Source organism: Acinetobacter sp. YH1901134 (assembly GCF_013416965.1).
GTDB classification, from domain to species: domain Bacteria; phylum Pseudomonadota; class Gammaproteobacteria; order Pseudomonadales; family Moraxellaceae; genus Acinetobacter; species Acinetobacter amyesii.
Genome location: NZ_VPEW01000006.1, coordinates 133949 through 159192 on the forward strand (window position 1 = coordinate 133949; position 25244 = coordinate 159192).

A 25244-nucleotide genomic window follows, 5' to 3' on the forward strand; every position below is an offset into this window, starting at 1 on the left:
GAGTAGAGATCATGAGCGTATTAGTTAATAAAGACACCAAAGTATTGGTACAAGGTTTTACCGGTAAAAACGGTACATTCCATTCTGAACAGTCAATTGCTTACGGCACAAAAGTGGTCGGTGGGGTGACTCCGGGTAAAGGCGGCACACAACATTTGAATCTACCCGTATTTAATACCATGAAAGAAGCGGTGCGTGAAACGGGTGCAACGGCAACCTCGATTTATGTACCTGCACCATTTGTCCTAGATTCAATTATTGAGTCTATAGATGCAGGTGTAGAGCTGATCGTTGTGATTACGGAAGGTGTACCGACACTTGATATGCTAAAAGCGAAACGTTACCTAGAAACCTATGGTAACAATGCACGTCTAATTGGTCCGAACTGTCCAGGGATTATTACTCCGGGTGAATGTAAGATCGGTATTATGCCGGGGCATATTCATCAACCGGGTAAAATCGGCATTATCTCGCGTTCAGGGACTCTGACCTATGAAGCTGTAGCGCAAACCACGAAGCTGGGTCTAGGTCAGTCGACGTGTATCGGTATTGGGGGAGATCCAATTCCGGGCATGAACCAAATTGATTGCTTAAAGCTGTTCCAAGACGACCCGCAAACTGAAGCGATCATCATGATTGGTGAGATTGGTGGTACAGCAGAAGAAGAAGCGGCTGAATATATCCAGTCGAATGTAACTAAGCCTGTTGTCGGTTATATCGCGGGAGTGACTGCACCAAAAGGTAAACGTATGGGACATGCAGGCGCGATTATTTCGGGCGGTAAAGGTACAGCAGAAGAGAAATTTGCTGCTTTTGAAAAAGCCGGTATGGCCTATACCCGTAGTCCTGCTGAATTAGGCTCAACTATGTTTGAAGTCTTAAAGTCAAAAGGTCTTGCTTAAGTACGGTAAGTTTCTGTTAATAAAAACCCCTCAAATGAGGGGTTTTTTTGTTTTTATTTAATAATAGTGGGGGAATAGTAAAGAAAATTTATAATATAAGCATATTCTCATTCATTATTAACACTTTAGTATGAATAATTAACCAAACTTAATCGGTTAAAATATGATATAATGTGAAATACGTCACATTAATTTAATTTGATGAATAATTACTCTTCTAACGTGAATAATCATGATTTATAAATCTTATTTATCTCGTCTATGTTTCTTGTCGATTTTTTCGAGCCTTCCTACGATTGTATTTGCAGTTGATAATATTGATCAGCAAAGAGAACAAAGTGTTGCGGATATCCGTGTCGGTAAATTGGATCAGGGATTTAACCAATTACAAGTTTTATTAGCGCAACATCCTGAAAATCAGAAGCTCATTGCAGATTACACGCTCCTGCGTTATGCAAATGCAACCTTTAGCTCTAGAGATGTGACTTACTTGGCGCAGATTAATCCAGATACGTTTCCAGATTATGGCAAAGTCAGTGTCATCAAAGCTTTACGTGATCTTAAACAATATGATCAAGCCTTACAGTGGGCACAAAAATTTTATCAGCAGGATCAATCGGAACAGTGGTTGATTTGGCAGGGTGTGCTGCTGGCAGAATCAAGTCAAAAAGAACAAGCAAAACAAAAACTGGCAAATCTCAACTTACAGTCGCTTGGTGCAGATTATCTTTCGCAATTGGCCTATGCCTATCGATTATTGGATATGCCTGCTGAATCCCTCAATGCAGCGAAATATGCGCTAGCAAAACAGCCCAATGCAGATACCCAAGAACAGTACGTATTGGCTCTATTGCAAAATAGCGATTTTGCCACTGCACAAAGCTATATTCAGGCCAATGGACTCAATAGTTCTAAGCCAGTGTTGCAACATTTGCTCAAGATGAATGAGTTCTCGCAGCGTATTCAACAAGGCTTTCAAGCTTCAAAAAATGCGTTTGATATGAAGCGTGGAGCAACGGCATTTGAACCACTAGATCGTGTTCTGGCTGAAATGAGAGCTTATGAAGACAAACTTCCTACAGATGAAGCCAGTAAACGTAAATTTTACTATGAATATATCTATGCCTTAAATGCACGTAATGCTTCAAAGCAGGCGCTGGCACAAGTAGAAAAAACCGGTCAAACAGCTAAAGAAATGCCTGCTTATGTACGACATGCTTTGGCAGACAGTTATTTAAAATTACGTCAACCTGAAAAAGCTGAGCCTTTATATCAGAGTTTATTTGCTGAAAAAAATTATGCGGACTATAACGTCTATGCTGGTTTGTATTATAGCTTGATCGAACAAGAAAAATTTAAACAAGCCAATCAGTTAATCGACACTATGGACAAACAATTGCCGACCTTTGTTTATAGTAATGCGAAAGGGGTGGATAAGGCGCCACACGATGATCGTACTGAATTTATTGCGTTGAAGGGATTGAACTTTGCTTATCGCAATGAACATGAAAAAGCTGAACGTTACTTTAATGACTTAACCGCAAAGGCTCCCGGCAATATCGGTTATCAAAATAATTTGGCATTAATTCAACGTTGGCGTGAAAAACCAGAGCAGTCTCAGCATACTTTGGCGCAGCAGAATAGCTTAGAGCCCATTTCACAGGGAACGCAAATTAACCGCATGCAGAATTTTCAAGCTTTAAGTCAAATTCAAGCTTGGCGTGAACTCAATCAATATATGGTCAGCCATGTCGGTGATGATACGGGCGTAAAACAAAGTAAAAAAGAATTGGATGATCGGAATCGTGCGTCAATTCAACATCAAAGTACCTTTGCGAAAAGCGAGTCTGATGATCCTCGTGTACAAAATCGCCTGAAAGGTTCACGTGAACAGGAAAACTGGACGCGCATCAATAGCCCATGGTTTTACGATAATTATCGACTCTTTGTCGATCATAGCAAACGTTGGTCGAAGTATGAGTCTGGCAAATTAAAAGACCAAAGGATTGGCATGGGTTTAGAGTGGGCTTCGGATCGTAAAACTGCATCTGCATTATTCTCTCAAAGCACCGATGGCGACCGTTTTGGTGTGCAATTGGATTGGTCACATTGGCTGAATGATCATTGGAACTATGCACTGGGTTACGATAGCCAAGCGGATATTCCATTGCAATCTTTGGCACAGGACCACGAAGGACAGGCTTATCGTTTTGCATTGAACTGGCAACAAAATGAATCACGCAAGGCAGGCGCAAGTTATCAATTGACCGATATTGATGATGGCAATCTACGCCAAGAACTGTCAGGGTATTTTAAACAGCAATTCCAACAATCTCCGCATCATATTTCTGCGGCAACACTGCGTGGTTATTACGGAAAAAATGATCCGGTTGATGTGCCTTATTTTAACCCTGAACATAGCTATAGCGCTGAAGTGACATTGGAACATGATTGGATGACATGGCGTGATTATGAACGTCATTTTAACCAGCACTTTGCAGCAACTATCGGTACATTCGGACAAAAAGGCTACTCAAGTCGTCCGATTTATAATTTGTATTATCAACATGATTGGCAACTCTCACGCACGTGGAAACTGAACTACGGCATAGGTTGGGGTTCACATCCGTATGACGGAAAAGATGAAGATCGTAGTTATGCAGTTGTTGGTTTTGAGGGGCGCTTCTAATGAAAAATACATTAATACACCGCATGTTGAAGCAAAGCTTAGTTCTAGCTGTGACTTTGCCCATCAGTACGACATATCTTTTTGCTGACAATAATGTGCCAAAAACTGCAAATTTGGCGATGCCTGAACTTGATGAAAGTACCGCACATAACCAATTTGTAACGCTGACCTTTCATGATGTTCGAGATGATGTTGCCAAACGTGGTGATCGAGATGTCTATGCGATTAGTACGCAAAATCTTGGGCAATATTTTGCGTGGATTAAACGAGAAGGTTGGCAACCCATTCGTTTAGAAGATGTCATGCAGGCTCGCTTACAAAAGAAAAAGTTACCTGAAAAGGCACTGTTATTAACCTTTGATGATGGTGCGCTAAGTAGTTATAGCAAAGTTTTTCCATTGTTAAAGCAATATCAATTTCCTGCAGTTTTTGCTATTCCAACCAGTTGGATTAATGGTAATACCAAAGATGCTTATGAAGCTTATGGTGTGGGTAATTTGATGAATTGGGATCAAATGCGGGAAATGCAAAAGTCGGGATATGCCGAATTTGTGTCGCATTCGGATGATCTGCATCATGGTATTTTGGCAAACCCACAAAAAAATATGGAACCTGCTGCGATTACGCGCCAGTATTTTCCAGCTCAAAATCGTTATGAAACCGATGCTGAGTTCGAGCAGCGTATTGTGCAAGATTTGAAGAAATCTAAACAAGAACTCGATCGTCAACTGGGTATTCATAGTATGGCGATCTTCTGGCCATACGGTGCAGTTACACCAGAAATTGAGGGATATGCACGTAAAGCAGGACTGCCCATGTCCTTTAGCTTAGGTAATGTGGTCAGTCAGGCAGATTCAGTGCATACCTATCAGCGTGCCTTGATTATGGATAACCCAACACCAGAGTTTATCCACCAAAATATGGAAGACTTTATCGTTGAAGCTCGTGCGCCTTATAAACAACGTAAAACATTCCTGAATTTTAATTTGGCTGAATTACAAGCACCAACGGCTGAGCAATCAGATCAGAAATTGGGGACATTATTAGACCAGGTCAATGCGTTAAAAACCAATACATTGCTTTTAAATGCCGCAGTTGATCATGATGGTGACGGTAAAATTGATGCCTTATTTTTCCCAAATTCAAAACTGCCGATGCAGCAAGATTTACTGAATCGTACCGTATGGCAAGCTCGTACACGAATTGGTAATCGAGTCTATGCACAGCTTCCAATCAGTTTGGAGCTACAGCAGGGGATTAATTTGGCAGACCTAACGGCAGATCTATTGAAAAACAATAGTTCGCTTGAAGGTTTAATTATTAACACCGGTAACAGCTTGGACTGTGCAATTCATTCAGCACAGTGGTCAACCGCATGTACCGAGCAAGTGCAAAAAATTATTGCGATTAAAGAGCGTAGTAAGGCGCAAGCACATTTTTATTCCAATATTAGTAATGACAACCAAACCGCGCTCAAGGTGAATTTAACTGGACATCAATTTTCTGGATTAAAACCTTTAGTGACTCGTGCCTTAACAGCATCGGACTTTCTGTATTTAAGTATTAACCCGGGTCAGCATCCGCAAAGTTTTAAAGCTTTTATGTCCGCATTGAAGACTTTGAATACAGAGCAAAAGCAACGCTTGATTGTCAGTTTAGATATCAATCCAAATATGAGCGAGAAAGATTGGGTGAAGTATCAGCAAAACTATCAGGCTTTACGCGCAGCGTCGGTTCAAAAAATCGGACTGAATAATTATCAGCTTCAGGATGGCGAACGCGTTCAACATCACCTATATCAAAGCATCAGCTTGAATGGCAGTCCACTGACTTACCGTGATCCGTATATACAAGGAGGTCAGTAATGCAAGAATGGGAACTGAGTTTTAACGATCTGTTTTTTGCCTTTGCTTTCCTATATCCCTTGTTTATGGCGTGGATTTGGATTGCTGGAGGCGTGTGGTTCTACTTAAAGCGTGAATGGAAACAACCTGAACTTCCCGTGCCAACTGAGCAAGGCTGTAGCATCATTGTGCCTTGCTTTAATGAAGAAGCACAGGTACGTGACACGATTCGATATGCGATGCAGAGCCAATATCCAAATTTTGAAGTGATAGCGGTGAATGATGGAAGTAAAGATCGAACTGCTGAAATTCTAGACCAATTGGTACTCGAATATCCTAAATTGCGTGTGGTGCATTTGGCTGAGAATCAGGGTAAAGCGTATGCATTACGTGCAGGCGCGATGGTCAGCCAATTTGAATACTTGATTTGTATTGATGGTGACGCATTGCTGCATCCGCATTCGGCACTTTGGATGATGCATCATCTGACCAGTTTCCCACGCGTGGGTGCTGTAACAGGTAATCCACGTATTGTGAACCGTTCAAGCATCTTGGGTAAAATTCAGGTCGGTGAATTTTCTTCGATTATTGGCTTAATCAAGCGATCTCAAAGAACCTATGGTCGTATTTTTACAGTGTCGGGTGCAATTGCAGGTTTCAGAAAAACTGCACTAGACCGCATTGGTTATTGGCGTGATGACATGATCACAGAAGATATTGATGTGTCATGGCGTTTGCAGTTCGATCATTGGGATTTGCACTATGTACCGCAAGCCCTTTGCTATATCTATATGCCAGAAACATTTAATGGACTTTGGAAACAACGTTTACGTTGGGCTCAAGGCGGCATCGAAGTACTATTTGCCTATTTACCTAAAATATTTAAATGGCGTTTACGTCGGATGTGGCCGATTGCCTTCGAATCTATCATTAGCGTGATCTGGGCCTATGTCATGTTCAGTATTTTTGTCTTGTATTTTTATGGTCTATTTTTCTCATTACCGGGTGAGTGGGCGATCCAATCACTTTTACCTCAATGGTATGGAGTGATTTTAGGTGTAACCTGTTTATTCCAGTTCCTCGTGAGTTTATGGATCGATCGTGCTTACGACAAAAAACGTTTACTGCGAAATTATTTTTGGGTGATTTGGTATCCCTTATTTTTCTGGATATTAGCCATGCTGACCACGGTCGTTGCTTTGCCAAAGACTATTTTTAAAACCCAAAAACGTGCGCGTTGGGTCAGTCCAGACCGTGGATTTAGAGGGGAGGAAAACAATGAACCAAGTTAATTTACAAAATCAGAAGCCGGTTGCAGATTCAGATTTTAAAATTATTCAAGATGAATCATTGCTTGAATTACCTGAATATATTGATAAACCTGAATACGTCAAACGTAAGTCCGCAGGCTATGGACTGATGGCAGTCGGGTGGATGCTTTGGATGTGGTTGTTTTTACCGCTATTAACCCTTGTATTTTGGTGGTTTGAAGGCACGGTGGTGTATTCACAGGTTATGGATCAGTCCCAACCGATGACCAGTCTATCGATCATGAAATTGATTTTCTCAATCGGAATCTTTATTTGCTGTCTATTTGTTTGGGCAAGTTATAACTGGATGCGTTTTCATGGGGAAGATCGTAGAAAGGCGCCAGAGAATGCTCAAGATGAAGATTTGGCGAAAAGCTTTCACGTAAAAGCCAGTGATATAGCCACGATGCGAGAATCAAAAAATATCACCTTGCACTATACGGACGAAGGACAATTAGAACACTATAAAATCAACAGCTAATCAGCGTTCTTCATCAGATCTAGAATCCTAGATCTGATGATGTAGGCATTGGTATCAGTCCTTAGCTAGGGCAGGTGCAAATGCCTTTTTTATTTGCTGTACATCTGGATGATTTTGCACGAAATCATCTGGATAATACCCAATATGTTGCACACCATGTTGTTCCAGTAAACGGATGGTGTCAATGAGCTCCTGATTGGAAATGGGTTTTTGATGATTCCAATCGGTCACTTGAAGTTCAAAAATGGTACGGCTCAAATTGGGGTCATATTTTTTGGCACGTTCGATCAAGTTTAAATAAAACTGACGATGGTCATCTGCCTTTTCCATGTAGGGCATCGCCATGATGGCGTTGTAATCATAATGTTGATATGTACTGGCATTAGACTGGCTAAACCATTTTTCACTGTTCGGGTTCAGCACAGCTTCAGCATACATATTTCGAGCAAAATGTAAGTCGGGTTGCTGCTGTTTTAAAATCTGACTGATGCCTTCAGCAAATTGGTCTAGATAAGCCGTTTTGTAGCGTGAAAATTCAAGCTGCTGCGCATGCTTTGGCTGTCCAATCAATTGTCGATCGAAGCCCCACGTTTTGTAGGTCTGAAGTGCTGCGGCACTATTATCCTCAAAATCATTGAGAGTGATATCATCATGATAAAGTATGCCATCTACTTTATTCTGCTGAATAAAATCTAGAAAAATTTCTGCTGTGTATTGTTGGTTTCTTGGGTCAAAGGGCGATATTCGAATATAACCTTTCTTTTCACTTTGGCTTTTTACATATTGCAGCGGGTATTTTTTTGGGAACTCCCACGCTATTAAAGGCAGCCATGCATATACAGTTTTTACTTGAGTCTGCTGTCGTATCTCATGCAAAACACGTTGAAATAAATCTGAGCGCATTGGGATATAGCGATTTTTAAAATACACCGCATCAGCCGAACCATTGGCATCAGGGTCTGCAAAAGCCTGTAGAAAAATCGTATTGGCTGCAATGCGACGGATACGTTCAATCAATGCGCGGATATTTTGTTCTTGTTGAGCCTGATTGGCATCATATACATAATCTAAGTCGATATGCATGATGCGCATACGTTCAGGAGTACTTGGCTTTTGTGTATTGTTGGTCGAAGTTTGATGTACAGAATTGGCTGATGCATATTGCTTGACCAAGTCTTGTATTGGATGGTGGGTAATACGTACAGTTTCAGCACTGCTACAGCCTGAAAAGACCAAACCGAGGCAGGTCATTAGACCTATTAATTTTTTAAAGGGGCGTAGGGAAGTAACGGCATTTAAGGAAGAAGTCATATTTATACTTGCACTGAGCGTATTATCATTCGTAAATGTGTTCATCGCATATTTTGCTGCACGTTTTAGCAAGTATAGCTAAGCAGAATATGATGAATCTGAGGATTGTAGCAAGATTGCAGGGGAAGGGTTATTCTTAAAAGTGTGATTTGGTTTGCACTTTGTTGTGATCCAGTATTTCGTCATTTTACAGTCATGATTTGGTACTGAACGAATTTTTTAAGCTCTCGTAAGTCTTCCTTGTCGATGATCTCAATAAAAAAAACCGCAGGATTAAGCTGCGGTTTTTTTAGCGTGTAAAACGAATTAACCAGCTTTTTTGTTTAAGCTCTGAGTTAAACCGTTAATATCGCCACCTTGGATACCAAGCTCACTCATCAAGCTATCAATCAGTGGGGCCTGGCTGCGGTAGCGTAAGGCACTATTCACCACTTGGTCTGATAAGGCAACATTGCCGCTGCCTTCGTGGTGAGCATCACCTTGGCAAGAACCTGCATGACCACCATTTAGACCATTTACTTGCAAAATCTTAATGTCATCAATGTTTTCCATTGGTTTAACACTTTCGCGAATGATTTCTGGTAAGTATTTCAGCATCGCTAAACGAATTTGCATTTCAACCTGTTCAGATGACAATACGTTGTTTGCTTCGTTCACTGCACGTGTACCTTCAGCATCAACTTGATATTGTTTTTCCATCGCTTGAGCCAACAGAACTTTTGCGTCAGCTTCACCTTTGGCTTTTAAACGAACTTTTTCAGCTTCGGCTTCAGCTGCAATACGAATCGCTTCTGCATCATCTGCGGCTGCTTGTTTACCTGCTTCAGCCGCGACAGTAATGGCAATCGCATCTTTTTCCGCTTTTTCTTTCGCAGAGACCAATTCAACAGCTTTTTGACGTTCAGCTTGTTGGATTTGACGAACGGTAATCACTTCTTCTTCGGCTTTTACCGCTTGAGCACGGGCTTGATCGGCATGTGCCTTAGCTTCAGATTCAGCACGAGATTTTTCAGCAATGGCAATTGCACGGTCTTGCTCAGCGAGTTCAATGGTTTTCTTTTGTTCCACTTGGGCTTGCTGAATAATTTGTGACTTTTGAATATTTTGATTTTCAACGTCACGTGCAGCAGTAATACGCTTTAAGTCAACTTCACGTTCAGCAGCAATACGCGCTTCTTCGGCTTCACGTTTTTTAGCAGCTTCTTGTGATGCAATTTCTGCAAGCTGTTCTGCACGACGGATTGAAATTTCACGTTCTTGTTGCAGTTTTGCATATTCTTCTTCACGCAAAATTTGTAGACGTGCTTGTTCTGCTTCTAAGTTCTTGGTCTTAATTGCAAGATCTGCATCTTGTTCAATCGCATTACGTTTACGACGACGGTCTTCAATGGTTTCTGTCAGTTTAGTTAAACCTTCAGCATCGAACGCATTTTGTGGGTTAAAGTATTTAAAGCCTGTTTGGTCTAAGCCAGTTAATGAAACGGTTTCAAGTTCCAAACCGTTTTTATGTAAATCTTCAGACACCACTTGCTGAACTTTTTGTACAAAGTCGACACGTTTTTCATGCAACTCTTCCATCGCCATTTCTGCGGCAACTGCACGTAGAGAGTCAACGAATTTACCTTCGACCAAATTCTTTAACTCATTTGGAGACATGGTCTTTTGACCCAAAGTCTGTGCTGCGGTAGCAATCGAATCTGCGGTTGGTTTCACACGGACGTAGAACTCCGCCATCACGTCGACACGCATACGGTCACGTGTAATCAGCGCTTGGTCATCTGCACGACGTACTTCAAGACGTAGGGTGTTCATATTGACTGGAATAATTTCATGCAGCACAGGAAGCACAATAGCACCGCCACCTAAAATCACTTTTTCACCGCCGAAGCCTGTACGCACAAATGAAATTTCTTTACTTGAGCGACGATAAAGTCGAGCAATAATAAAACCAATAAAAATAAGTGCGGCAAAAATTATCCCGACTGAAACAAGGATACCGCTTGGAATAATGTCTAACATGGACGTTTATCTCTTTTGTTGTAGTTCAAGTTAACCCTCTAAAGTGCTAACAAGTTTGGTTTAAAAATCAGTATTTTGTTGACTCATCATGACTTCGAGATTTACAGAAGGAATGATGCGTTAAATGTATTTATATGGTGTTAGAAGAACTGATCGAGCATCAATTCATTCAAAATTTAGAGCATGGTGGCTTGAAAGCCTACATTTGTTTTTTGGGTTAAAACCACTGATTGACCTTGGCTGAAAATTTCATCTTGTTCAGGTTCAACCAAAATATAATGGGTCAATCCGTGTTGATCTTTGACTTTGGCTTGAGCAGGAGACTGGGGTCGTGCATCACCCAAAATGATCGTGGCCGTTCTACCGATCAATTCATCACTATAAATGGCGGTTGTTTCATCTTGCGGTAAAATACGGGCAATGAGCATTGCACTAAAACGTACGAAGGGCATGCACAGAAAAACACAGGCTGGTGCAATAATCCATGCACTGAACATCATACTGGTCATTTGGTTAACGATGGCTTGAATAGCAAAGCCCAACAAACTATAGACACATAAGAAAATGATGAGCCATACAAACAGTGGAATACGACCCAAATACAACCAATCGAGCACACGTGTCACGATACCTGCATCGGCATCTACACCTAGCTCTGCATTATGACCAACATCCTCAGGTAGGAATTGATCTAAGAAGCCTTGAGAACCACCCCCTAAAATTGTTAACACAATCTCAAAAAGTCCAAACAAGAACATTAAGCAGAGACTGATGCTAAACACGATATTAGACGGGTGAGTAAACAATTCCCACATTATATTTATCTCTATATTTATGCTTATAAAAAATCAAAAAAAATAATTCTGGCCGAATTTTTTTCAGTAAATAAAATAACATTATCTGTCGAAATTGTGTAAAAAAATTACAGATCAGATTAACAAAAAGTCGGCTTTTATGTGAGCTATTACTAAGTTTTTCTTTAAAAATAGGTGATCAATTAAGTCAGGATTATCTAAATCTAAAGTTAATAGTATTTCTGCTTTACCCATTTAAGATTTAAGTCCTTGTGATCAATCAAATTTTAAGTCTAATTACAAATATATAAGTGGTCGTGCTTAACGGAGAGAAATGGCTTGTTAAAAGGCACAGAAAACAATGTTAGGAAATGTAAATTTATAACCGTCACGGCAGTGCTGAGAGCTTTACCGTGACTTTCGATGTCATATGGAGATTTGAACTGGTGTTCAATAGAGCTATTTTTAGGTGGCTTTAACCGTTTTTATAACAATGAAGTTTGAATGCGTACTTTCATATCTAAAGCCGCTTGAACAATAAAAGTTTTCATCCACTTCACTTGTTCGCCCATCGGATTGGTTTTAATCGCAGTGTCTAAAAAGCCCATGCTTTCAAGTTGAAACAATTGCTTTTCGATCTCTTCTTCTAACTGGGTGCTATTGGCTGCGAGCGGGAAATGGATTAAGTGAAATGCTTTGGGAAAATTATAAAAAGCATAGAGCAGATTAAATGCGCGTTGATCGGCCTTTAAATTGCCAGCGCCAATTTCGTAGCCGCGATCTTGGTTACTGTGAGTCACCCCAATCAAAAATTCGAGTTTATTGTCCAAAAGTCGTAGGCCGAACTGAAGGCCAATTTGGTCAGCACTCAGCTCATGTTGGATAAAGTTATTCAGTGGGCTGCCGTCATCATTCAAGGCTTCTTGGAGCACGAGCATGTGTGAAGAATGCTGATAAATATAGCCAGCAAGACCTGCGGCTTCAATCAGCGACTTTAAGGTTTCAAGCGTATAGTGACTATATGGCATATCAATAACTATTGGAGAGTGATATAGCTACTTTAAGTACATTGAGCGAGTTTGAATACCGATTGTTTAGAGGATTTAGCGATTAGTTAATTGATAAAAAATTGCGTAAACTTACGGGTCTCGGACTAGAATAATAATGAAATTGATAAGTCTATCGTATTAAATTAATTAAAATTGATAAGCAGTATCAGACAATTTGTATATGACGAATAAGAATATCAATATCACAAAACAAGCAATCGTTATGAAAGCTTAATCACTATAATGTATATATATCTTTAAAAGTGTAATAAGTACACATATTCTAAGCTGGTGTTGTCCATGTCATTAAATGAGGAAAGACTTACTCATCTTAAACAGCTTGAAGCTGAGAGTATTCATATCATCCGTGAAGTTGCTGCTGAGTTCGAAAACCCAGTCATGCTGTATTCAATCGGTAAAGATTCAGCGGTCATGCTGCATCTTGCTTTAAAAGCATTCTATCCTGCCAAACTTCCATTCCCACTACTGCATGTAGACACGGGTTGGAAATTTAAAGACATGATTACTTTCCGTGACAACATGGCAAAAGAGCATGGCTTTGATTTGATCGTGCATCAAAACAAAGAAGGTAAAGACGCAGGCGTGAATCCGTTCGATTACGGTAGCTCAAAATATACTGATATCATGAAAACTCAAGGCTTAAAACAAGCACTTGATAAATATCAGTTTGATGCGGCTTTCGGTGGTGCGCGCCGTGACGAAGAGAAATCTCGTGCCAAAGAGCGTGTTTACTCATTCCGTGATACTAAACACCGTTGGGACCCTAAAAACCAACGTCCTGAACTTTGGAATCTTTACAACGGTAAAGTGAACAAAGGTGAAAGTATTCGTGTGTTCCCATTGTCTAACTGGACTGAGTTAGATATTTGGCAATACATCTACCTTGAAAATATTAAATTGGTTCCTTTGTACTTGGCTGCTGAACGTCCAGTGGTTGAGCGTAACGGTACACTGATCATGGTTGATGATGAGCGTATGCGTTTGAACGAAGGTGAAGTGCCACAAATGAAATCGGTGCGTTTCCGTACTTTAGGTTGTTACCCACTTACAGGTGCGGTTGAATCAACTGCAACTACTTTACCGGAAATTATCCAAGAGATGCTTTTAGCCACCACCTCTGAACGTCAAGGTCGTATGATCGACCATGATGAAGCAGGTTCGATGGAAAAGAAAAAGCAGGAAGGTTACTTCTAAAAATCTCTCCCCTTGCGCAGCAGTGCTGCTCATCTTTGAAAAAGAGAGGAGAAAGTCCCCCTTTTATAAAGGGGGAAACAGGGGGATTAAAAGAAACCGATTTCAAAAGAATATGTGGAGCTTTGAGCAATGTCTCATCAATCAGATTTAATTAGCCAAGATATCTTGGCGTATTTAAAACAACACGAAAATAAAGACCTTCTTCGTTTCCTTACTTGCGGTAACGTGGATGATGGTAAATCGACTCTAATTGGTCGTTTACTTTACGATTCAAAATTGATTTATGAAGATCAATTGCAAGCCGTGACTCGTGACTCTAAAAAAGTCGGTACAACGGGTGATGCACCTGACTTGGCTTTACTTGTCGATGGTCTGCAAGCAGAACGTGAGCAGGGTATTACCATTGACGTGGCTTACCGTTATTTCTCTACAGAAAAACGTAAGTTCATTATTGCTGACACCCCGGGGCATGAGCAGTACACACGTAACATGGCAACGGGTGCGTCGACTGCAGATTTAGCGATCATCTTGATTGATGCGCGTTATGGCGTTCAAACTCAGACTCGTCGTCACTCATTTATTGCGAGCCTTTTAGGTATTCGTAATATCGTGGTTGCAGTGAACAAAATGGACTTGGTTGAATTCTCTGAAGCGCGCTTCAATGAAATTCAAGCGGAGTACAACGAGTTCGTGAACCAATTGGGCGATCGTAAACCTGCGAACATTATCTTCACGCCAATTTCTGCGTTGAATGGTGATAACGTTGTAAACAAATCGCCAAATACGCCGTGGTACCAAGGTCAGACTTTAATGGAGACTTTGGAAACTGTTGAAATTTCGCATGATACGAGCAAGCACGAATTCCGTTTCCCTGTTCAATATGTCAACCGTCCGAACCTCGACTTCCGTGGCTTCTGCGGTACGATTGCACTCGGTGAAGTGAAAGTTGGCGATACCATTACTGCATTGCCATCTGGTACGTCGTCTACAGTTAAAGAAATCGTGACTTTTGATGGTAACTTAGACCATGCTGTTGCAGGTCAAGCGGTAACACTTACGCTTAATGATGAAATTGATATTTCACGTGGTAACGTTTTAGTTAAAGCAGGCGAACAGCCGTTAATTTCACGTTCTGCACGTGCCTCTGTGGTATGGATGACAGATGCGCCTTTAGTAGTTGGCAAACTGTATAATGTGAAGTTTGGTACACAAACTATTCCTGCGAAAGTAGCTAAAATTAACTACCGTACCAATGTGAACACACTGGAAAAAACGGAAGTTGAACAGCTTGAATTGAATGCGATTGCAGATGTAACGATTGAGTTTGATGCGCCAGTGGTATTTGACCGTTACAAAGACAGTCGTTACACAGGTTCATTCATCTTTATTGACCGTTTAAGCAACGTGACTGTTGGTGCGGGTATGGTTGAGTCTGCGGTTGAATGGACTGCACATAACGAGCCTGTAACTGCTGAAGCGCGTGCTGCACGTTTAGGTCAAAAACCTGCTGCGGTAACTGTGACTGCTAAAGCCCTTGAAAATGCGCAAGCGATTGAAAGCTTGTTGATTCAGCAAGGTGTGGTTGCGATTGCGAAAGCAGGTTTGACTACAGAGCAAGTTGCGCTTGTTCGTGAAACTGGTGTGGTTGTGATTACAGATGCGACCGAAGGCACTGATGTGACTTATGCATTCGATACTGCTGAAGAAGTAGCTGAGAAAATTGTTGAGTTGGTTCGTCTGTAATAGATTGAGTTGATTTAAAAAAGACCCGCTGAGAAGCGGGTTTTTTTTAAGTTTTTTTTTAAGTTTTTTTTTGATGTAAGTTATTGGATATTAGGAGAATTAAAAATTAAAGAGTAGTAATATAGTTTTATAAATTACTTCTAGCTAGTTGATTGAAAATAAAAATGATTACAGATATTCCTAATTCAGATTTTTTTTTAGAAAGATGTGTGAATTATCATTACTTTGCATTAAATAATCTTTTGACTCTTCTATGTAAATTTGAATATATGGAATTTGAAGATTTAGAATGTGAGTTATTAGATATCGAGTCTGAACTTTGGGAGTATTTAGATATTGAATTGGGTAATATTATTTTATTATTATTCAACTCTATTGAGAATTATTTAAAATATAGAATTTCTCTCATAACACCATATTTATTACTTGAAACACCTATCAAAGATTGGAAATGGTCAAATAAGGCTTTTCATGAATTTTACATCCATCCTTTTGATTCATTATTAAAAATATTTGCTGTAACGAATATTGAGCCTAGCGATCACGTTAGACAAAAATTTGAAGAATTAAGAGTTTCAAGAAATTTATATATTCATGGAGCTAAGGCTTCCAAAACAACACCTTATAAAATAATAGAAATTAGTTATCTGTTCTTAACAGAATTATGGGGTGAAACATTAGGTGAAGAAAAAATATCAATTTTTAGAAAATTTTTAGAATCAGGTTATTTGGAAATTGACGAGGAGTGTGAGGCAAGGGCAGGTGAATTGATGGATGATCATAATAAAATTATATTTTTTTTTAGCTTCTATCAAAAAGTTATGGGGAAAAAGAAAGCTTTAAAAGTCTTAGGAATAGAGGCAGAAGATGAAATGTATAACTGTAACCTGTGCGAAGAACAAACTAGTAATATATTGAAAGATTCATATCTTGCAATAAAGTCAGGTGAAGAAGTGATTACATGTAGATTATGCCAAAGTGAATATAACTTAATTAGATAATAGTAGTTTAATTTAAAATGTATGATAAGATATATCTTAATTAATCTTAAGGTGTATCTTTGCGATGTCAAATTCTGACCTTCTTGCTGTTAACGATAGTCCTGTTAAAACCCGCAAACGCTTGTTTGAAGCAGGGCACATGAAACTATTGGTACTGCATCTCATCTCCCAAGCGCCAAAGTTCAGCTATGACATTATCAAAGATGTCGGCGCAATCGTAGGCGGCGGTTACAGTCCAAGCACAGGGACGATTTACCCAACGCTGAATTACCTCGAAGAACAGCAATACATACACGCAGAACTAAATGCGGAAGACCGTAAACAATACAGCGTTACGCAGTCAGGCTTAGCGCATCTGGATGCCGAAAAAGCCACAGTAGAGAAAATCCTGTGCCGTTTTGATACCCGCAAGCAAATTCATAACAATGAACAATACGTCGACATCAAACGTGCGATGGAAAACCTAAAAGCATCACTGCGTATCAAAATTCAGCACTGTGAACTGACACCTGAACAGGTGTATGCCATTGCAGAAAAAATCGATCAGGCGGCAGTCGAAATCAGCCGTATGGAGGTGACACAATGAAACAGCATCAATATGAAATCACGCTCAAACACATTGCTGATGCGCAGGGCAATCCTTCGACTTATACCGAAGCGTTGCAGTTTAATGCTTACAACCATGATGACATGTTTAAGGTGCTAGAGCATTTGACTAAAGCGCAGTTATTAGATGATGAAAAAACCAAAGCCTTTGCCGTGGGGCTGAAACTGTTTGGTGAAACCTTGCTGGAAAATAAAGACCTGCCTTTATTTAAAGATTTCATGCCGCATTTTGGTCAGTTTATGAAAACACTGAAACAAACCATAAAAGCCCAGAACGCAGCCCAAGACGAATAATAGGTATTTACAGATGAATCAACTCCCAAAATTTCATCCCAAACACATGACTTGGCTGATGCCCTTAATCTTGTCCGGCATTATGAGCGGTTCAATTTCCTGCTTTAACATGCTGATGAATAAAGGCTTAGTTGAAGGCTTTCTTGGCATTTGGCTGCGGGCGTGGGGTATGTCGTGGATGATGGCCTTTCCGCTCATTTTGATCGTGTTGCCATTGGTGCGTAATACGTTAATGAAGTTTGTACGCCTGCCGAATGAGTCTGCATCCAAATAAAAGGAAAATATGCTTAGTCATGAGTTGAATCTGACTGCATAGCATCTTGAATGATGGTTGTTAATTCAGTCAGTGATTTGACACCTGCAATACGTTGAATCACCTGCCCACGATAAAACAGCAAGGTTGAAGGTAGACCATAAACGTTATAACGCAAGGTTAGTATCGGTGAGGAATCAATATTTACCTTGCCAAATTTGAGCTGTGCATGCTGTGCGGACATTTGACTTGCGCACTGCTCAAATACAGGGAAGTTCTGCACACAGGGCGCGCACCAGTCTGCATAGAAACGAATCACGGCAAAACCATCGAACCATTCATAGTCGCTGGCGTTATCTTCGTTATATTCAACAACCTGAACCATGTGCTGCCTATTATTAATTTGCTAAATAGTCAGCCAATTATACATAAGTCCATTGTTATTCAATCTGTATGCTTTCTATGTTCAAATAGTGCAGAGATAGATGAATAGTCAATAATTGAAAAGGAAAAACAATGTCACAGCAAAGCATGCAGCAGGTCATTATTACTGAACCGGGCGGTGTCGATAAACTGGCGTATGAAAGCGTTGCCATCCCAGATGCGAAAGCGGATGAAGTGTTGGTTAAAGTGCATGCCTTTGGTATTAACCGTCCAGACATTTTACAGCGCCAAGGCTTGTACCCAATGCCGAAAGGGGTAACAACAGTACCGGGTCTGGAAGTGGCAGGTGAAGTGGTTGCAGTCGGTGCCGATGTCACCTTGTTTAAAGTGGGTGATAAAGTCTGTGGTCTAACCAATGGTGGCGGTTATGCCGAGTATTGTGTTGTACCTGAAAGCCAAACTTTGAGTATTCCTGAAGGCGTCAGCTTTACCCAAGCAGCGGCCATTCCTGAAACGTTCTTTACAGTTTGGGCAAATGTATTCCAAATGGGTAAAGCCAAAGCAGGTGAAACGGTACTTATTCATGGCGGTACTAGCGGTATTGGTACTACAGCGATTATGTTGTGTAATGCTTTAGGTATGAAAACCTTTGCGACGGTAGGTTCAGATGAAAAAGTCGCTGCGATTTCAAATATCACTCATGCCATTAACTATAAAACTCAAGACTTTGAGCAAGTGATTAATGAGGCGACCGCTGAGCAAGGCGTCGATGTGATTTTAGATATCGTGGGTGCACCGTATTTAGCACAGAACTTAAATCTATTACGTCGTGATGGTCGTTTGGTCTATATCGCCTTCTTAGGTGGTGCAAAAGCCAAAGAAGTGAAGTTGGGTCAAATCATGATGAAGCGTTTGACCATTACCGGTTCAACCATGCGTGCGCGTAATACTGCAGAAAAAGCAGAGATTGCCAAAGGCATTCAGGAAAATGTTGTTCCGTTATGGTCTAAAGGTGAATGCCTGCCAATGATTTACAAAACATTTAAGTTTGATCAAATTCAAGAAGCACATGCAGCCATGGATACAGGCGACCATGTGGGTAAGATTGTGGTTGAAGTGATCTAAAGGATTATTTTTAAAACGCGATGTATTTGCAGGGTGTTTTAAAATAATTAAAGAGGGCAATGTCCCTCTTTTTTATTGTATTCCTATCTGATTTGACGCAGTAACATCAAAAGCACAATTTGATTCAAATAAAAGAATGATACGCGGTAAGGTCATCCGCAAGTGTATGAGACAGGGTTGTTTTTAATCAAAAATGTTTTTGCAATACTTTGAATAAATAGACGCTAGTGAACGAGTTTTGTCGGTGAGGTGCATTGCACCGCAAGATGGTTTCCTTGCGAAGCTTCGCTTCTCATTTTGCCGAAACAAAAGTACCTCCAGCCGAAGGCTAATCCCTTTATTCAATCCCTAGATGTAAGACTCTGTCGAGTAGATTTAAATATCGGTAAATAATGTGAAATTACTTTTACGTGCGTAACATCTGTTGCTAAATTTTAGGCATAAAAAAACCAGCTTATCGCTGGGTTCTTTATTACACCATCTTCAGTAGTAGAAGAATGGTGCCCGAGGCCAGACTCGAACTGGCACGCTTTGTGGGCGGGGGATTTTAAATCCCCTGTGTCTACCGATTTCACCACTCGGGCTTAACAAGATTGGAGGCGGAGGTCGGAATCGAACCGGCGTACACGGAGTTGCAGTCCGCTGCATGACCACTCTGCCACCCCGCCATGTCTTGTTGATGCGTATATTAGCAAGCTCTGAAAAAAAAACAATAGCAGATTCATCTGTATGAGCATAAAAGCAGCATACAAGGTAAAAAATTTTAAATAATCATGTATTATGTGCAAAATTGATTCATATCATCACTTGGAGAAGTGCCGTGGCATTAGTTTTAGATGGTCGTGCATTGGCGAAGAAAATTGAAGCTGACTTGTTGACTCGCGTAGAAGCGCTAAAAGAGAAAACTGGTCGTACCCCAATTCTTGCGACTATTTTGGTAGGTGACGATGGTGCATCTGCAACTTATGTACGTATGAAAGGGAATGCTTGCCGCCGTGTTGGTATGGATTCATTAAAAGTTGAGCTTCCTAAAGAAACTACAACTGAGCAATTGCTTGCTGAAATTGAAAAATTGAATGCAAACCCAGATGTTCACGGTATTTTGTTACAACACCCCGTACCTGATCAAATTGATGAGCGTGCATGTTTCGATGCGATCTCTCTTGAAAAAGACGTAGATGGCGTAACTTGCTTAGGTTTTGGTCGTATGGCAATGGGTGAAGCTGCGTATGGTTCTGCGACTCCTGCAGGTATCATGACCATTTTAAAAGAAAACAACATTGAAATCGCAGGTAAACATGCGGTTGTTGTGGGACGTTCTGCAATTTTGGGTAAACCAATGTCTGCAATGTTACTTGAAGCAAATGCGACAGTGAGTACTTGCCACTCACGTACTCAAAACTTGGCTGACTTTGTTAAACAAGCTGACATTATTGTGGGTGCGGTTGGTAAAGCAGAATTGATTCAAAAAGATTGGATCAAACCGGGTGCAGTGGTTGTTGATGCTGGCTTCCATCCACGTGATGGCGGCGGTGTAGGTGATATCCAATTGGTGGGTATTGAAGAAGTTGCTTCTGCTTATACACCTGTTCCGGGTGGTGTAGGTCCTATGACCATTACAACGTTGATTCGTCAAACTGTTGAAGCTGCTGAAAAAGCGTTGGGTTAATCTTTAGACCTCTCCCTTGCGAAGCAGTGCTTCTCATCTCCTAAAAGGAGAGGGAAAATCCATTTTGAAAATAATGGGTGCTCCTTCTCTTGCGCCGTATACGGCTCAGGGAGAGGGTTGGGGTGAGGGTGCTTTTTTATAAATAATCCTCTCCCTAACCCTCTCCTTTAAAAGGAGAGGGAACTTCCGATCTTAATTTAGGCTTTTATGACACTAAAACGCTGCATATTCGAAAAATAAAATTCCAATGAGCTGTACTTTCCAATTCCCCAAAGCCCCTGAACATTTACTGAAAGCACTGCATGAAGTCATTCCGCATTGTGAATTACATGCACAACAGTTACCTGAAACGCCAATTTCTCTGTGGCTAATTCCACCCGTATTTCCAACGGATAAAATGGATGATGAAGTCATTCGTCGTATATGGAATGATACGCCGTATTGGATCTTTTGTTGGGCTTCAGGGCTTGCAATGGCGCAGTGGTTGTTGGCAGAGCCGCATCATGTCAAAGATAAAGTGGTGTTGGACTTTGGTGCAGGTTCAGGCGTGGTGGCGATTGCCGCGAAAATGGCAGGGGCGAAACGCGTGATCTGCTGTGACATCGACCAAGTGAGCCTAGATGCCTGCCGTGCCAATGCAGAGTTGAATAATGTCGAACTTGAATATTTGGACGATCTGTATAAAGCCGAACAAGTCGATATTTTATTGGCTGCCGATGTGCTATATGACCAATGCAATCGTTTCTTTTTGGATGAATTTTTAAAGTTTGCTCCAGAAGTGTGGGTGGCAGACAGTCGTGTGAAAAACTTTAGTCATCCTAAATATGAAAAACTTGATGAGCGAAGTGCAACGACATGGCCAGATTTAGATGAATCGCCAGAGTTTCGTAATGTGAGTTTTTATAAAACACTGTAGTTGCAAATTTAGAAATTCAAAGTAAAAAATAAGACGCAAGCAGCGTCTTATTTTTTGTCCTAGGACAGGTCATTTTTTATTAAGAGCATGTATAGCGAACGACGCGTAAAGTTGCTGGACGTGCATCTAAAGCATCACGTGCGCCTAGATTGTCTGAGTTACGTAGATCTGGGGTATTCGATAAACCAAAATTCGCACGGGTATTGCCAATTTGGCGACCGTATTGGGTATTTTCTAAAGCTGGATTGGCAATTTCATTGACGCTCAGAATTTGTAATTTATAAGTTTTTTGTGGGCTTAATACTTTTTGGCAGGCACGTTGAAGTTTGTTGGCATCGAGTTGTTGGTTTTGGCGACCAGCTAATGTATAAGCCAAAGTTGCCGAATCCGCCGACTGTGATTCAATTTGAAAACCTGTTTGTCCATTATAAGCACGTGGTGTGCTTTGGCATGCAGCCATCGACATTGCAACAATACCCAAACTCAAAACTTTGTAAATATTTTTCATATTTCATTCGCCGTGTGTATTTGTATGCTCAGTATGCCATAGTCCGTCTGTCGACTCGATGGCGAAAACAAAGAAAGCCAAAAAAGTTTGATTAAATCTTTGATGCAGCTAGAACGATGAATAGATGGAAATTGATATAAAAAAAGCTCATCAAAATAGGCTTTGATGAGCTTAAGTGGAATAGCAGGGCTGAGCGAATTAATCGTCAGTGATCATGCTATGTTTTTTAGTATCTTTCATGAAGACATAGGTAATTAAAGATAAACCAATCATGAATGTAATGTAGTAGAAGAAGTAGTTTTCATGGCCTGCATTTTTGAAGCTCAAAGCTACAAGTTCTGCGGTACCACCAAAGAGTGTGTTCGCGATGGCATAAGGCAATGCAACACCTAGGGCACGGATGTGTGCAGGGAACAACTCAGCTTTTACTACGGCATTAATCGCAGTATAACCAGTGACAATCACCATACCGCTCATGCAGAGCATAAATGCAGTGGTTGGGCTAGTCGTAGAACCGATACCGTTGAAAATTGGAATGGTAAACAGCACACCAAGCACACCAAAGGCGATCATAATTGGCTTACGACCAATTTTGTCTGAAAGCGCACCTACAGCAGGTTGTAAAAGCATGAAGATGAAAATTGCAGCAGTGGTAATTTCAGTAGCTGTGGTTTTTTCAAAGCCAGATGTGTTGACCAAATACTTTTGTAAATAAGTGGTAAAGGTGTTGAACGCTAAAGTACCACCGGCAGTCAACATGATCACAGTGAAGGCTTGTTTAGGGTATTTGGTAAATAACGCTAAAGCACCTGATTTTGGACCACCATTTTTAGCTTGTTCTTGAGCTTCTTTAGAGGATTGAGTTTCAACTAAACCGCGACGAATCCAGAACACCACAATTGCGAGCAACGCACCGATGAAGAACGGAACACGCCAGCCCCATTCAGTTAAAGCTTGTTCTGAGAAATTGCGTTGTAGGATAATTAAAACGCAAAGAGCCAATAGCTGACCTGAAATCAGTGTGACATATTGGAAACTTGAGAAGAAACCGCGGTGATTTTTACCTGCCATTTCAGTCAAATAGGTCGCACTAGAGCCATATTCACCGCCGACACTTAAGCCTTGGAGTAAACGCGCTAAAAGTAGAATAGCGGGTGCGAGCATCCCTACAGAATCGTAGGTTGGCGCACATGCGATCATCAGTGAGCCGACACACATCAACGATACAGACAGCGTCAAACCTGCTTTACGACCTTTACGGTCCGCATAAATACCCATGACCCATGCGCCGATTGGACGCATTAAGAAACCGAGTGCAAAGACTGCAGCTGCTTGTAAGAGTTTTACAGTATTGTCACCGTCAGGGAAAAATTGCGGTGCAAAGTAAAGGGTAAAAGCAGCGTAGACATACCAGTCGTACCATTCAACGAGGTTGCCGGCAGATCCGCCGAGGATAGATTTGACACGAGTTTTTCTATCCAATTGTTCAGGAACAACTGGCTCAGATGAGTTTGACACATCATTCTCCAAGGAATGAATGCAAAACATATCCATTTAAACTCTTTGGGAAAAGTTTAAATCAATATATTTTGTCGAAATGGGAGATGGAACTATATTTATTTAATTTATACTCCTGTTGTCGCAGAAAATCATGCGACTTTAGTCTATAAAATGCGATATTTTTGACCAGATACATTTTTCACGACTAAATGAAAACAACAAAGCCTCATAGATTGAGGCTTTGATGGGGAAAACATGCTGTTTTTGATCAGATTGATCAATAACTCATCTTCAAATAACCCTGATCAATGCTCCTGAATTTTGGAATGGTGTTTGGTGTCTTTCATAAAGACGTAGACCAATAACGAAATAAAAATCATGATGGTCACATAGATGAAGAACCAAGACTCGTGACCAGCTTCTTTAAAACTTAGCGCAAAGAATTCTGCCGTACCACCAAAGATGGTATTTGCAAGTGCATATGGCAGCGCAACGCCCAATGCGCGAATATGCGCAGGGAACATTTCTGCTTTTACAACCGCATTGATCGAGGTGTATCCCGTGACAATCACTAGACCTGCGAGACAGAGCCAAAATGCGGTCCAATAATCTTGAGTTTGTCCTAAGGCACTAAACAGAACATAGGTGAACAGTACCCCTAAGATCCCAAAAGCGATCATTAAAGGCTTACGACCAATTTTATCGGATAGACCGCCTGCAAGTGGTTGTAGGCACATAAAAATAAACAGTGCTAAAGTGGTGATTTGCGTGGCCTCAGGTTTACTAAAGTCAGAGGTATTGACCAGATATTTTTGCAAATAGGTGGTGTAGGTATAAAAAGCCAATGTACCCCCAGCTGTTAAAAATAACACCGTGAATGCTTCTTTCGGATAATGCTTAAATAGAGAAAATAAGCCTGATTCAGGCTGGCCCTTTTGCTCTTGTGCATTTTTGAAGGACTGGGTTTCTAGCAGGCCACGTCGAATACGGAAAACCACTACCGCTAAGCACGCACCAATAAAGAACGGAATACGCCAGCCCCAATCATGTAATTGTTCTTCTGTCAGCAACCATTGCAAAATAAGTAGTACGCACAGTGCAGTCAACTGACCTGCAATCAGTGTCACATATTGAAAGCTTGAAAAAAAACCACGACGGTCGCGGTCAGCCATTTCACTGAGGTAGGTAGCACTGGCGCCATATTCACCGCCGACACTTAAGCCTTGAATCAGTCGAGCTACCACAAGAATAATCGGCGCCAAAATACCAATTTGGTCATGCGTTGGAGAAATGGCAATCATCAATGAGCCGATACACATGAGTGTGACGGAGAGGGTTAAACCTGACTTTCGACCTTTTTTGTCTGAATAGATCCCCATAATCCATGCACCAATGGGCCGCATGAGGAAGCCCACTGCAAAGATGGCCGCGGCTTGGAGAAGTTGTGCAGTCTGACTGCCCTGAGGGAAAAAAGCATGGGCGAAATAAAGGGTGAATGCCGCATAGACATACCAATCGTACCATTCAACAAGATTACCGGCTGAACCTCCGAGAATGGATTTTACTCGGGTCTTTGTATCTAAATTTGATTGAGTAACAATTTCTTCCGTCATTTTAAAATCCATCTTTTT

22 protein-coding genes and 2 tRNA genes are annotated in these 25244 nt (G+C 40.9%); 14 read left to right on the forward strand and 10 right to left on the reverse strand.

Features of this window, described 5'->3' with window-relative positions; translation table 11 throughout:
- Positions 1–11: 11 nt before the first annotated feature.
- The 5 genes from sucD (at position 12) to pgaD (ending at position 7226) form a co-directional block, all read left to right on the forward strand.
- Positions 12–902, forward strand: a complete 891-nt coding sequence (gene sucD / locus FTV50_RS08220) for a succinate--CoA ligase subunit alpha (RefSeq protein ID WP_180024115.1) — start codon at positions 12–14, stop codon at positions 900–902.
- 232 nt (positions 903–1134) lie between these two features.
- Positions 1135–3591, forward strand: coding sequence for a poly-beta-1,6 N-acetyl-D-glucosamine export porin PgaA (gene pgaA / locus FTV50_RS08225; RefSeq protein ID WP_180024116.1), 2457 nt, complete (start codon positions 1135–1137; stop codon positions 3589–3591).
- The gene (gene pgaB / locus FTV50_RS08230) at positions 3591–5456 is read left to right on the forward strand and encodes a poly-beta-1,6-N-acetyl-D-glucosamine N-deacetylase PgaB (protein ID WP_257223876.1); all 1866 of its coding nucleotides are present in this window, start codon (positions 3591–3593) and stop codon (positions 5454–5456) included. The genes pgaA and pgaB (FTV50_RS08230) overlap by 1 nt, the downstream gene beginning before the upstream one ends.
- Complete coding sequence (pgaC, locus tag FTV50_RS08235) at positions 5456–6727, forward strand: poly-beta-1,6-N-acetyl-D-glucosamine synthase (RefSeq protein WP_180024117.1); 1272 nt, start codon at positions 5456–5458, stop codon at positions 6725–6727. The genes pgaB (FTV50_RS08230) and pgaC overlap by 1 nt, the downstream gene beginning before the upstream one ends.
- Complete coding sequence (gene pgaD, locus FTV50_RS08240) at positions 6714–7226, forward strand: poly-beta-1,6-N-acetyl-D-glucosamine biosynthesis protein PgaD (protein ID WP_180024118.1); 513 nt, start codon at positions 6714–6716, stop codon at positions 7224–7226. The genes pgaC and pgaD overlap by 14 nt, the downstream gene beginning before the upstream one ends.
- A 54-nt stretch (positions 7227–7280) precedes the next feature.
- Here the strand turns inward: pgaD and pgaB (FTV50_RS08245) are convergent, their stop codons facing one another.
- The 4 genes from pgaB (FTV50_RS08245) to FTV50_RS08260 form a co-directional block, all read right to left on the reverse strand.
- A complete protein-coding gene (gene pgaB / locus FTV50_RS08245; RefSeq protein ID WP_180024119.1) occupies positions 7281–8537 on the reverse strand; it encodes a poly-beta-1,6-N-acetyl-D-glucosamine N-deacetylase PgaB in 1257 nt (418 codons plus the stop codon).
- A 306-nt stretch (positions 8538–8843) separates the two neighbouring features.
- Entirely contained in the window at positions 8844–10556 is a 1713-nt protein-coding gene (locus FTV50_RS08250) for a flotillin family protein (RefSeq protein WP_180024120.1), read from the reverse strand.
- Positions 10557–10732: 176 nt separating this feature from the next.
- Entirely contained in the window at positions 10733–11371 is a 639-nt protein-coding gene (locus FTV50_RS08255; protein ID WP_180024121.1) for a YqiJ family protein, read from the reverse strand.
- Positions 11372–11835: 464 nt separating this feature from the next.
- Positions 11836–12378, reverse strand: a complete 543-nt coding sequence (locus FTV50_RS08260; protein WP_111884395.1) for a hypothetical protein — start codon at positions 12376–12378, stop codon at positions 11836–11838.
- Between the two features lie 321 nt (positions 12379–12699).
- Here FTV50_RS08260 and cysD point away from each other — a divergent pair, with 321 nt between their 5' ends.
- From cysD to FTV50_RS08290, 6 genes are all read left to right on the forward strand, one after another.
- On the forward strand, positions 12700–13614 hold the full coding sequence (gene cysD / locus FTV50_RS08265) for a sulfate adenylyltransferase subunit CysD (protein WP_078189893.1): 915 nt from the start codon (positions 12700–12702) through the stop codon (positions 13612–13614).
- 129 nt (positions 13615–13743) lie between these two features.
- On the forward strand, positions 13744–15357 hold the full coding sequence (cysN, locus tag FTV50_RS08270) for a sulfate adenylyltransferase subunit CysN (protein WP_180024122.1): 1614 nt from the start codon (positions 13744–13746) through the stop codon (positions 15355–15357).
- A 164-nt stretch (positions 15358–15521) separates the two neighbouring features.
- On the forward strand, positions 15522–16358 hold the full coding sequence (locus FTV50_RS08275) for a hypothetical protein (RefSeq protein WP_078192978.1): 837 nt from the start codon (positions 15522–15524) through the stop codon (positions 16356–16358).
- A 64-nt stretch (positions 16359–16422) separates the two neighbouring features.
- Positions 16423–16944: a PadR family transcriptional regulator gene (locus FTV50_RS08280; RefSeq protein WP_180024123.1), complete on the forward strand. Its 522-nt coding sequence runs from the start codon at positions 16423–16425 to the stop codon at positions 16942–16944.
- Positions 16941–17258 (forward strand): DUF3861 domain-containing protein, encoded by a 318-nt coding sequence (locus tag FTV50_RS08285; RefSeq protein ID WP_180024124.1) that lies wholly within the window; start codon positions 16941–16943, stop codon positions 17256–17258. The genes FTV50_RS08280 and FTV50_RS08285 overlap by 4 nt, the downstream gene beginning before the upstream one ends.
- A 13-nt stretch (positions 17259–17271) precedes the next feature.
- On the forward strand, positions 17272–17532 hold the full coding sequence (locus FTV50_RS08290; RefSeq protein WP_180024125.1) for a DUF2798 domain-containing protein: 261 nt from the start codon (positions 17272–17274) through the stop codon (positions 17530–17532).
- 13 nt (positions 17533–17545) lie between these two features.
- Here FTV50_RS08290 and FTV50_RS08295 read toward each other — a convergent pair whose 3' ends face one another.
- Positions 17546–17896 carry a co-chaperone YbbN gene (locus tag FTV50_RS08295; protein WP_180024126.1) on the reverse strand — a complete coding sequence of 117 codons (351 nt, stop codon included), beginning with the start codon at positions 17894–17896 and terminating at the stop codon, positions 17546–17548.
- A 131-nt stretch (positions 17897–18027) separates the two neighbouring features.
- On the opposite strand from FTV50_RS08295, the gene FTV50_RS08300 reads away from it, so the two are divergent.
- Positions 18028–19020 (forward strand): NAD(P)H-quinone oxidoreductase, encoded by a 993-nt coding sequence (locus tag FTV50_RS08300; protein ID WP_180024127.1) that lies wholly within the window; start codon positions 18028–18030, stop codon positions 19018–19020.
- 498 nt (positions 19021–19518) lie between these two features.
- Here FTV50_RS08300 and FTV50_RS08305 read toward each other — a convergent pair.
- Positions 19519–19604 (reverse strand) — tRNA-Leu (locus FTV50_RS08305).
- Between the two features lie 10 nt (positions 19605–19614).
- Positions 19615–19688: transfer RNA gene (locus FTV50_RS08310), tRNA-Cys, on the reverse strand.
- 152 nt (positions 19689–19840) lie between these two features.
- Between FTV50_RS08310 and folD the strand changes: the two genes are divergently transcribed.
- Both folD and FTV50_RS08320 read left to right on the forward strand, forming a co-directional pair.
- Positions 19841–20689 carry a bifunctional methylenetetrahydrofolate dehydrogenase/methenyltetrahydrofolate cyclohydrolase FolD gene (gene folD, locus FTV50_RS08315; protein ID WP_180024128.1) on the forward strand — a complete coding sequence of 283 codons (849 nt, stop codon included), beginning with the start codon at positions 19841–19843 and terminating at the stop codon, positions 20687–20689.
- 247 nt (positions 20690–20936) lie between these two features.
- The gene (locus FTV50_RS08320) at positions 20937–21605 is read left to right on the forward strand and encodes a methyltransferase (protein WP_180024129.1); all 669 of its coding nucleotides are present in this window, start codon (positions 20937–20939) and stop codon (positions 21603–21605) included.
- Positions 21606–21684: 79 nt separating this feature from the next.
- Here the strand turns inward: FTV50_RS08320 and FTV50_RS08325 are convergent, their stop codons facing one another.
- From FTV50_RS08325 to FTV50_RS08335, 3 genes are all read right to left on the reverse strand, one after another.
- A complete protein-coding gene (locus tag FTV50_RS08325; RefSeq protein WP_180024130.1) occupies positions 21685–22113 on the reverse strand; it encodes a hypothetical protein in 429 nt (142 codons plus the stop codon).
- A gap of 198 nt (positions 22114–22311) precedes the next feature.
- Positions 22312–23631 carry an MFS transporter gene (locus tag FTV50_RS08330; protein WP_078190125.1) on the reverse strand — a complete coding sequence of 440 codons (1320 nt, stop codon included), beginning with the start codon at positions 23629–23631 and terminating at the stop codon, positions 22312–22314.
- Between the two features lie 287 nt (positions 23632–23918).
- Complete coding sequence (locus FTV50_RS08335) at positions 23919–25238, reverse strand: MFS transporter (protein ID WP_180024131.1); 1320 nt, start codon at positions 25236–25238, stop codon at positions 23919–23921.
- Positions 25239–25244 lie beyond the last annotated feature (6 nt).

Bases quoted from the DNA above. Each gene is read 5' to 3' on its own strand.
- sucD (WP_180024115.1), top strand. From the start codon at position 12: ATGAGCGTATTAGTTAATAAAGACACCAAAGTATTGGTACAAGGTTTT.
- pgaA (WP_180024116.1), top strand. From the start codon at position 1,135: ATGATTTATAAATCTTATTTATCTCGTCTATGTTTCTTGTCGATTTTT.
- pgaB (WP_257223876.1), top strand. From the start codon at position 3,591: ATGAAAAATACATTAATACACCGCATGTTGAAGCAAAGCTTAGTTCTA.
- pgaC (WP_180024117.1), top strand. From the start codon at position 5,456: ATGCAAGAATGGGAACTGAGTTTTAACGATCTGTTTTTTGCCTTTGCT.
- pgaD (WP_180024118.1), top strand. From the start codon at position 6,714: ATGAACCAAGTTAATTTACAAAATCAGAAGCCGGTTGCAGATTCAGAT.
- pgaB (WP_180024119.1), bottom strand. From the start codon at position 8,537: ATGACTTCTTCCTTAAATGCCGTTACTTCCCTACGCCCCTTTAAAAAA.
- FTV50_RS08250 (WP_180024120.1), bottom strand. From the start codon at position 10,556: ATGTTAGACATTATTCCAAGCGGTATCCTTGTTTCAGTCGGGATAATT.
- FTV50_RS08255 (WP_180024121.1), bottom strand. From the start codon at position 11,371: ATGTGGGAATTGTTTACTCACCCGTCTAATATCGTGTTTAGCATCAGT.
- FTV50_RS08260 (WP_111884395.1), bottom strand. From the start codon at position 12,378: ATGCCATATAGTCACTATACGCTTGAAACCTTAAAGTCGCTGATTGAA.
- cysD (WP_078189893.1), top strand. From the start codon at position 12,700: ATGTCATTAAATGAGGAAAGACTTACTCATCTTAAACAGCTTGAAGCT.
- cysN (WP_180024122.1), top strand. From the start codon at position 13,744: ATGTCTCATCAATCAGATTTAATTAGCCAAGATATCTTGGCGTATTTA.
- FTV50_RS08275 (WP_078192978.1), top strand. From the start codon at position 15,522: ATGATTACAGATATTCCTAATTCAGATTTTTTTTTAGAAAGATGTGTG.
- FTV50_RS08280 (WP_180024123.1), top strand. From the start codon at position 16,423: ATGTCAAATTCTGACCTTCTTGCTGTTAACGATAGTCCTGTTAAAACC.
- FTV50_RS08285 (WP_180024124.1), top strand. From the start codon at position 16,941: ATGAAACAGCATCAATATGAAATCACGCTCAAACACATTGCTGATGCG.
- FTV50_RS08290 (WP_180024125.1), top strand. From the start codon at position 17,272: ATGAATCAACTCCCAAAATTTCATCCCAAACACATGACTTGGCTGATG.
- FTV50_RS08295 (WP_180024126.1), bottom strand. From the start codon at position 17,896: ATGGTTCAGGTTGTTGAATATAACGAAGATAACGCCAGCGACTATGAA.
- FTV50_RS08300 (WP_180024127.1), top strand. From the start codon at position 18,028: ATGTCACAGCAAAGCATGCAGCAGGTCATTATTACTGAACCGGGCGGT.
- FTV50_RS08320 (WP_180024129.1), top strand. From the start codon at position 20,937: ATGAGCTGTACTTTCCAATTCCCCAAAGCCCCTGAACATTTACTGAAA.
- FTV50_RS08325 (WP_180024130.1), bottom strand. From the start codon at position 22,113: ATGAAAAATATTTACAAAGTTTTGAGTTTGGGTATTGTTGCAATGTCG.
- FTV50_RS08335 (WP_180024131.1), bottom strand. From the start codon at position 25,238: ATGGATTTTAAAATGACGGAAGAAATTGTTACTCAATCAAATTTAGAT.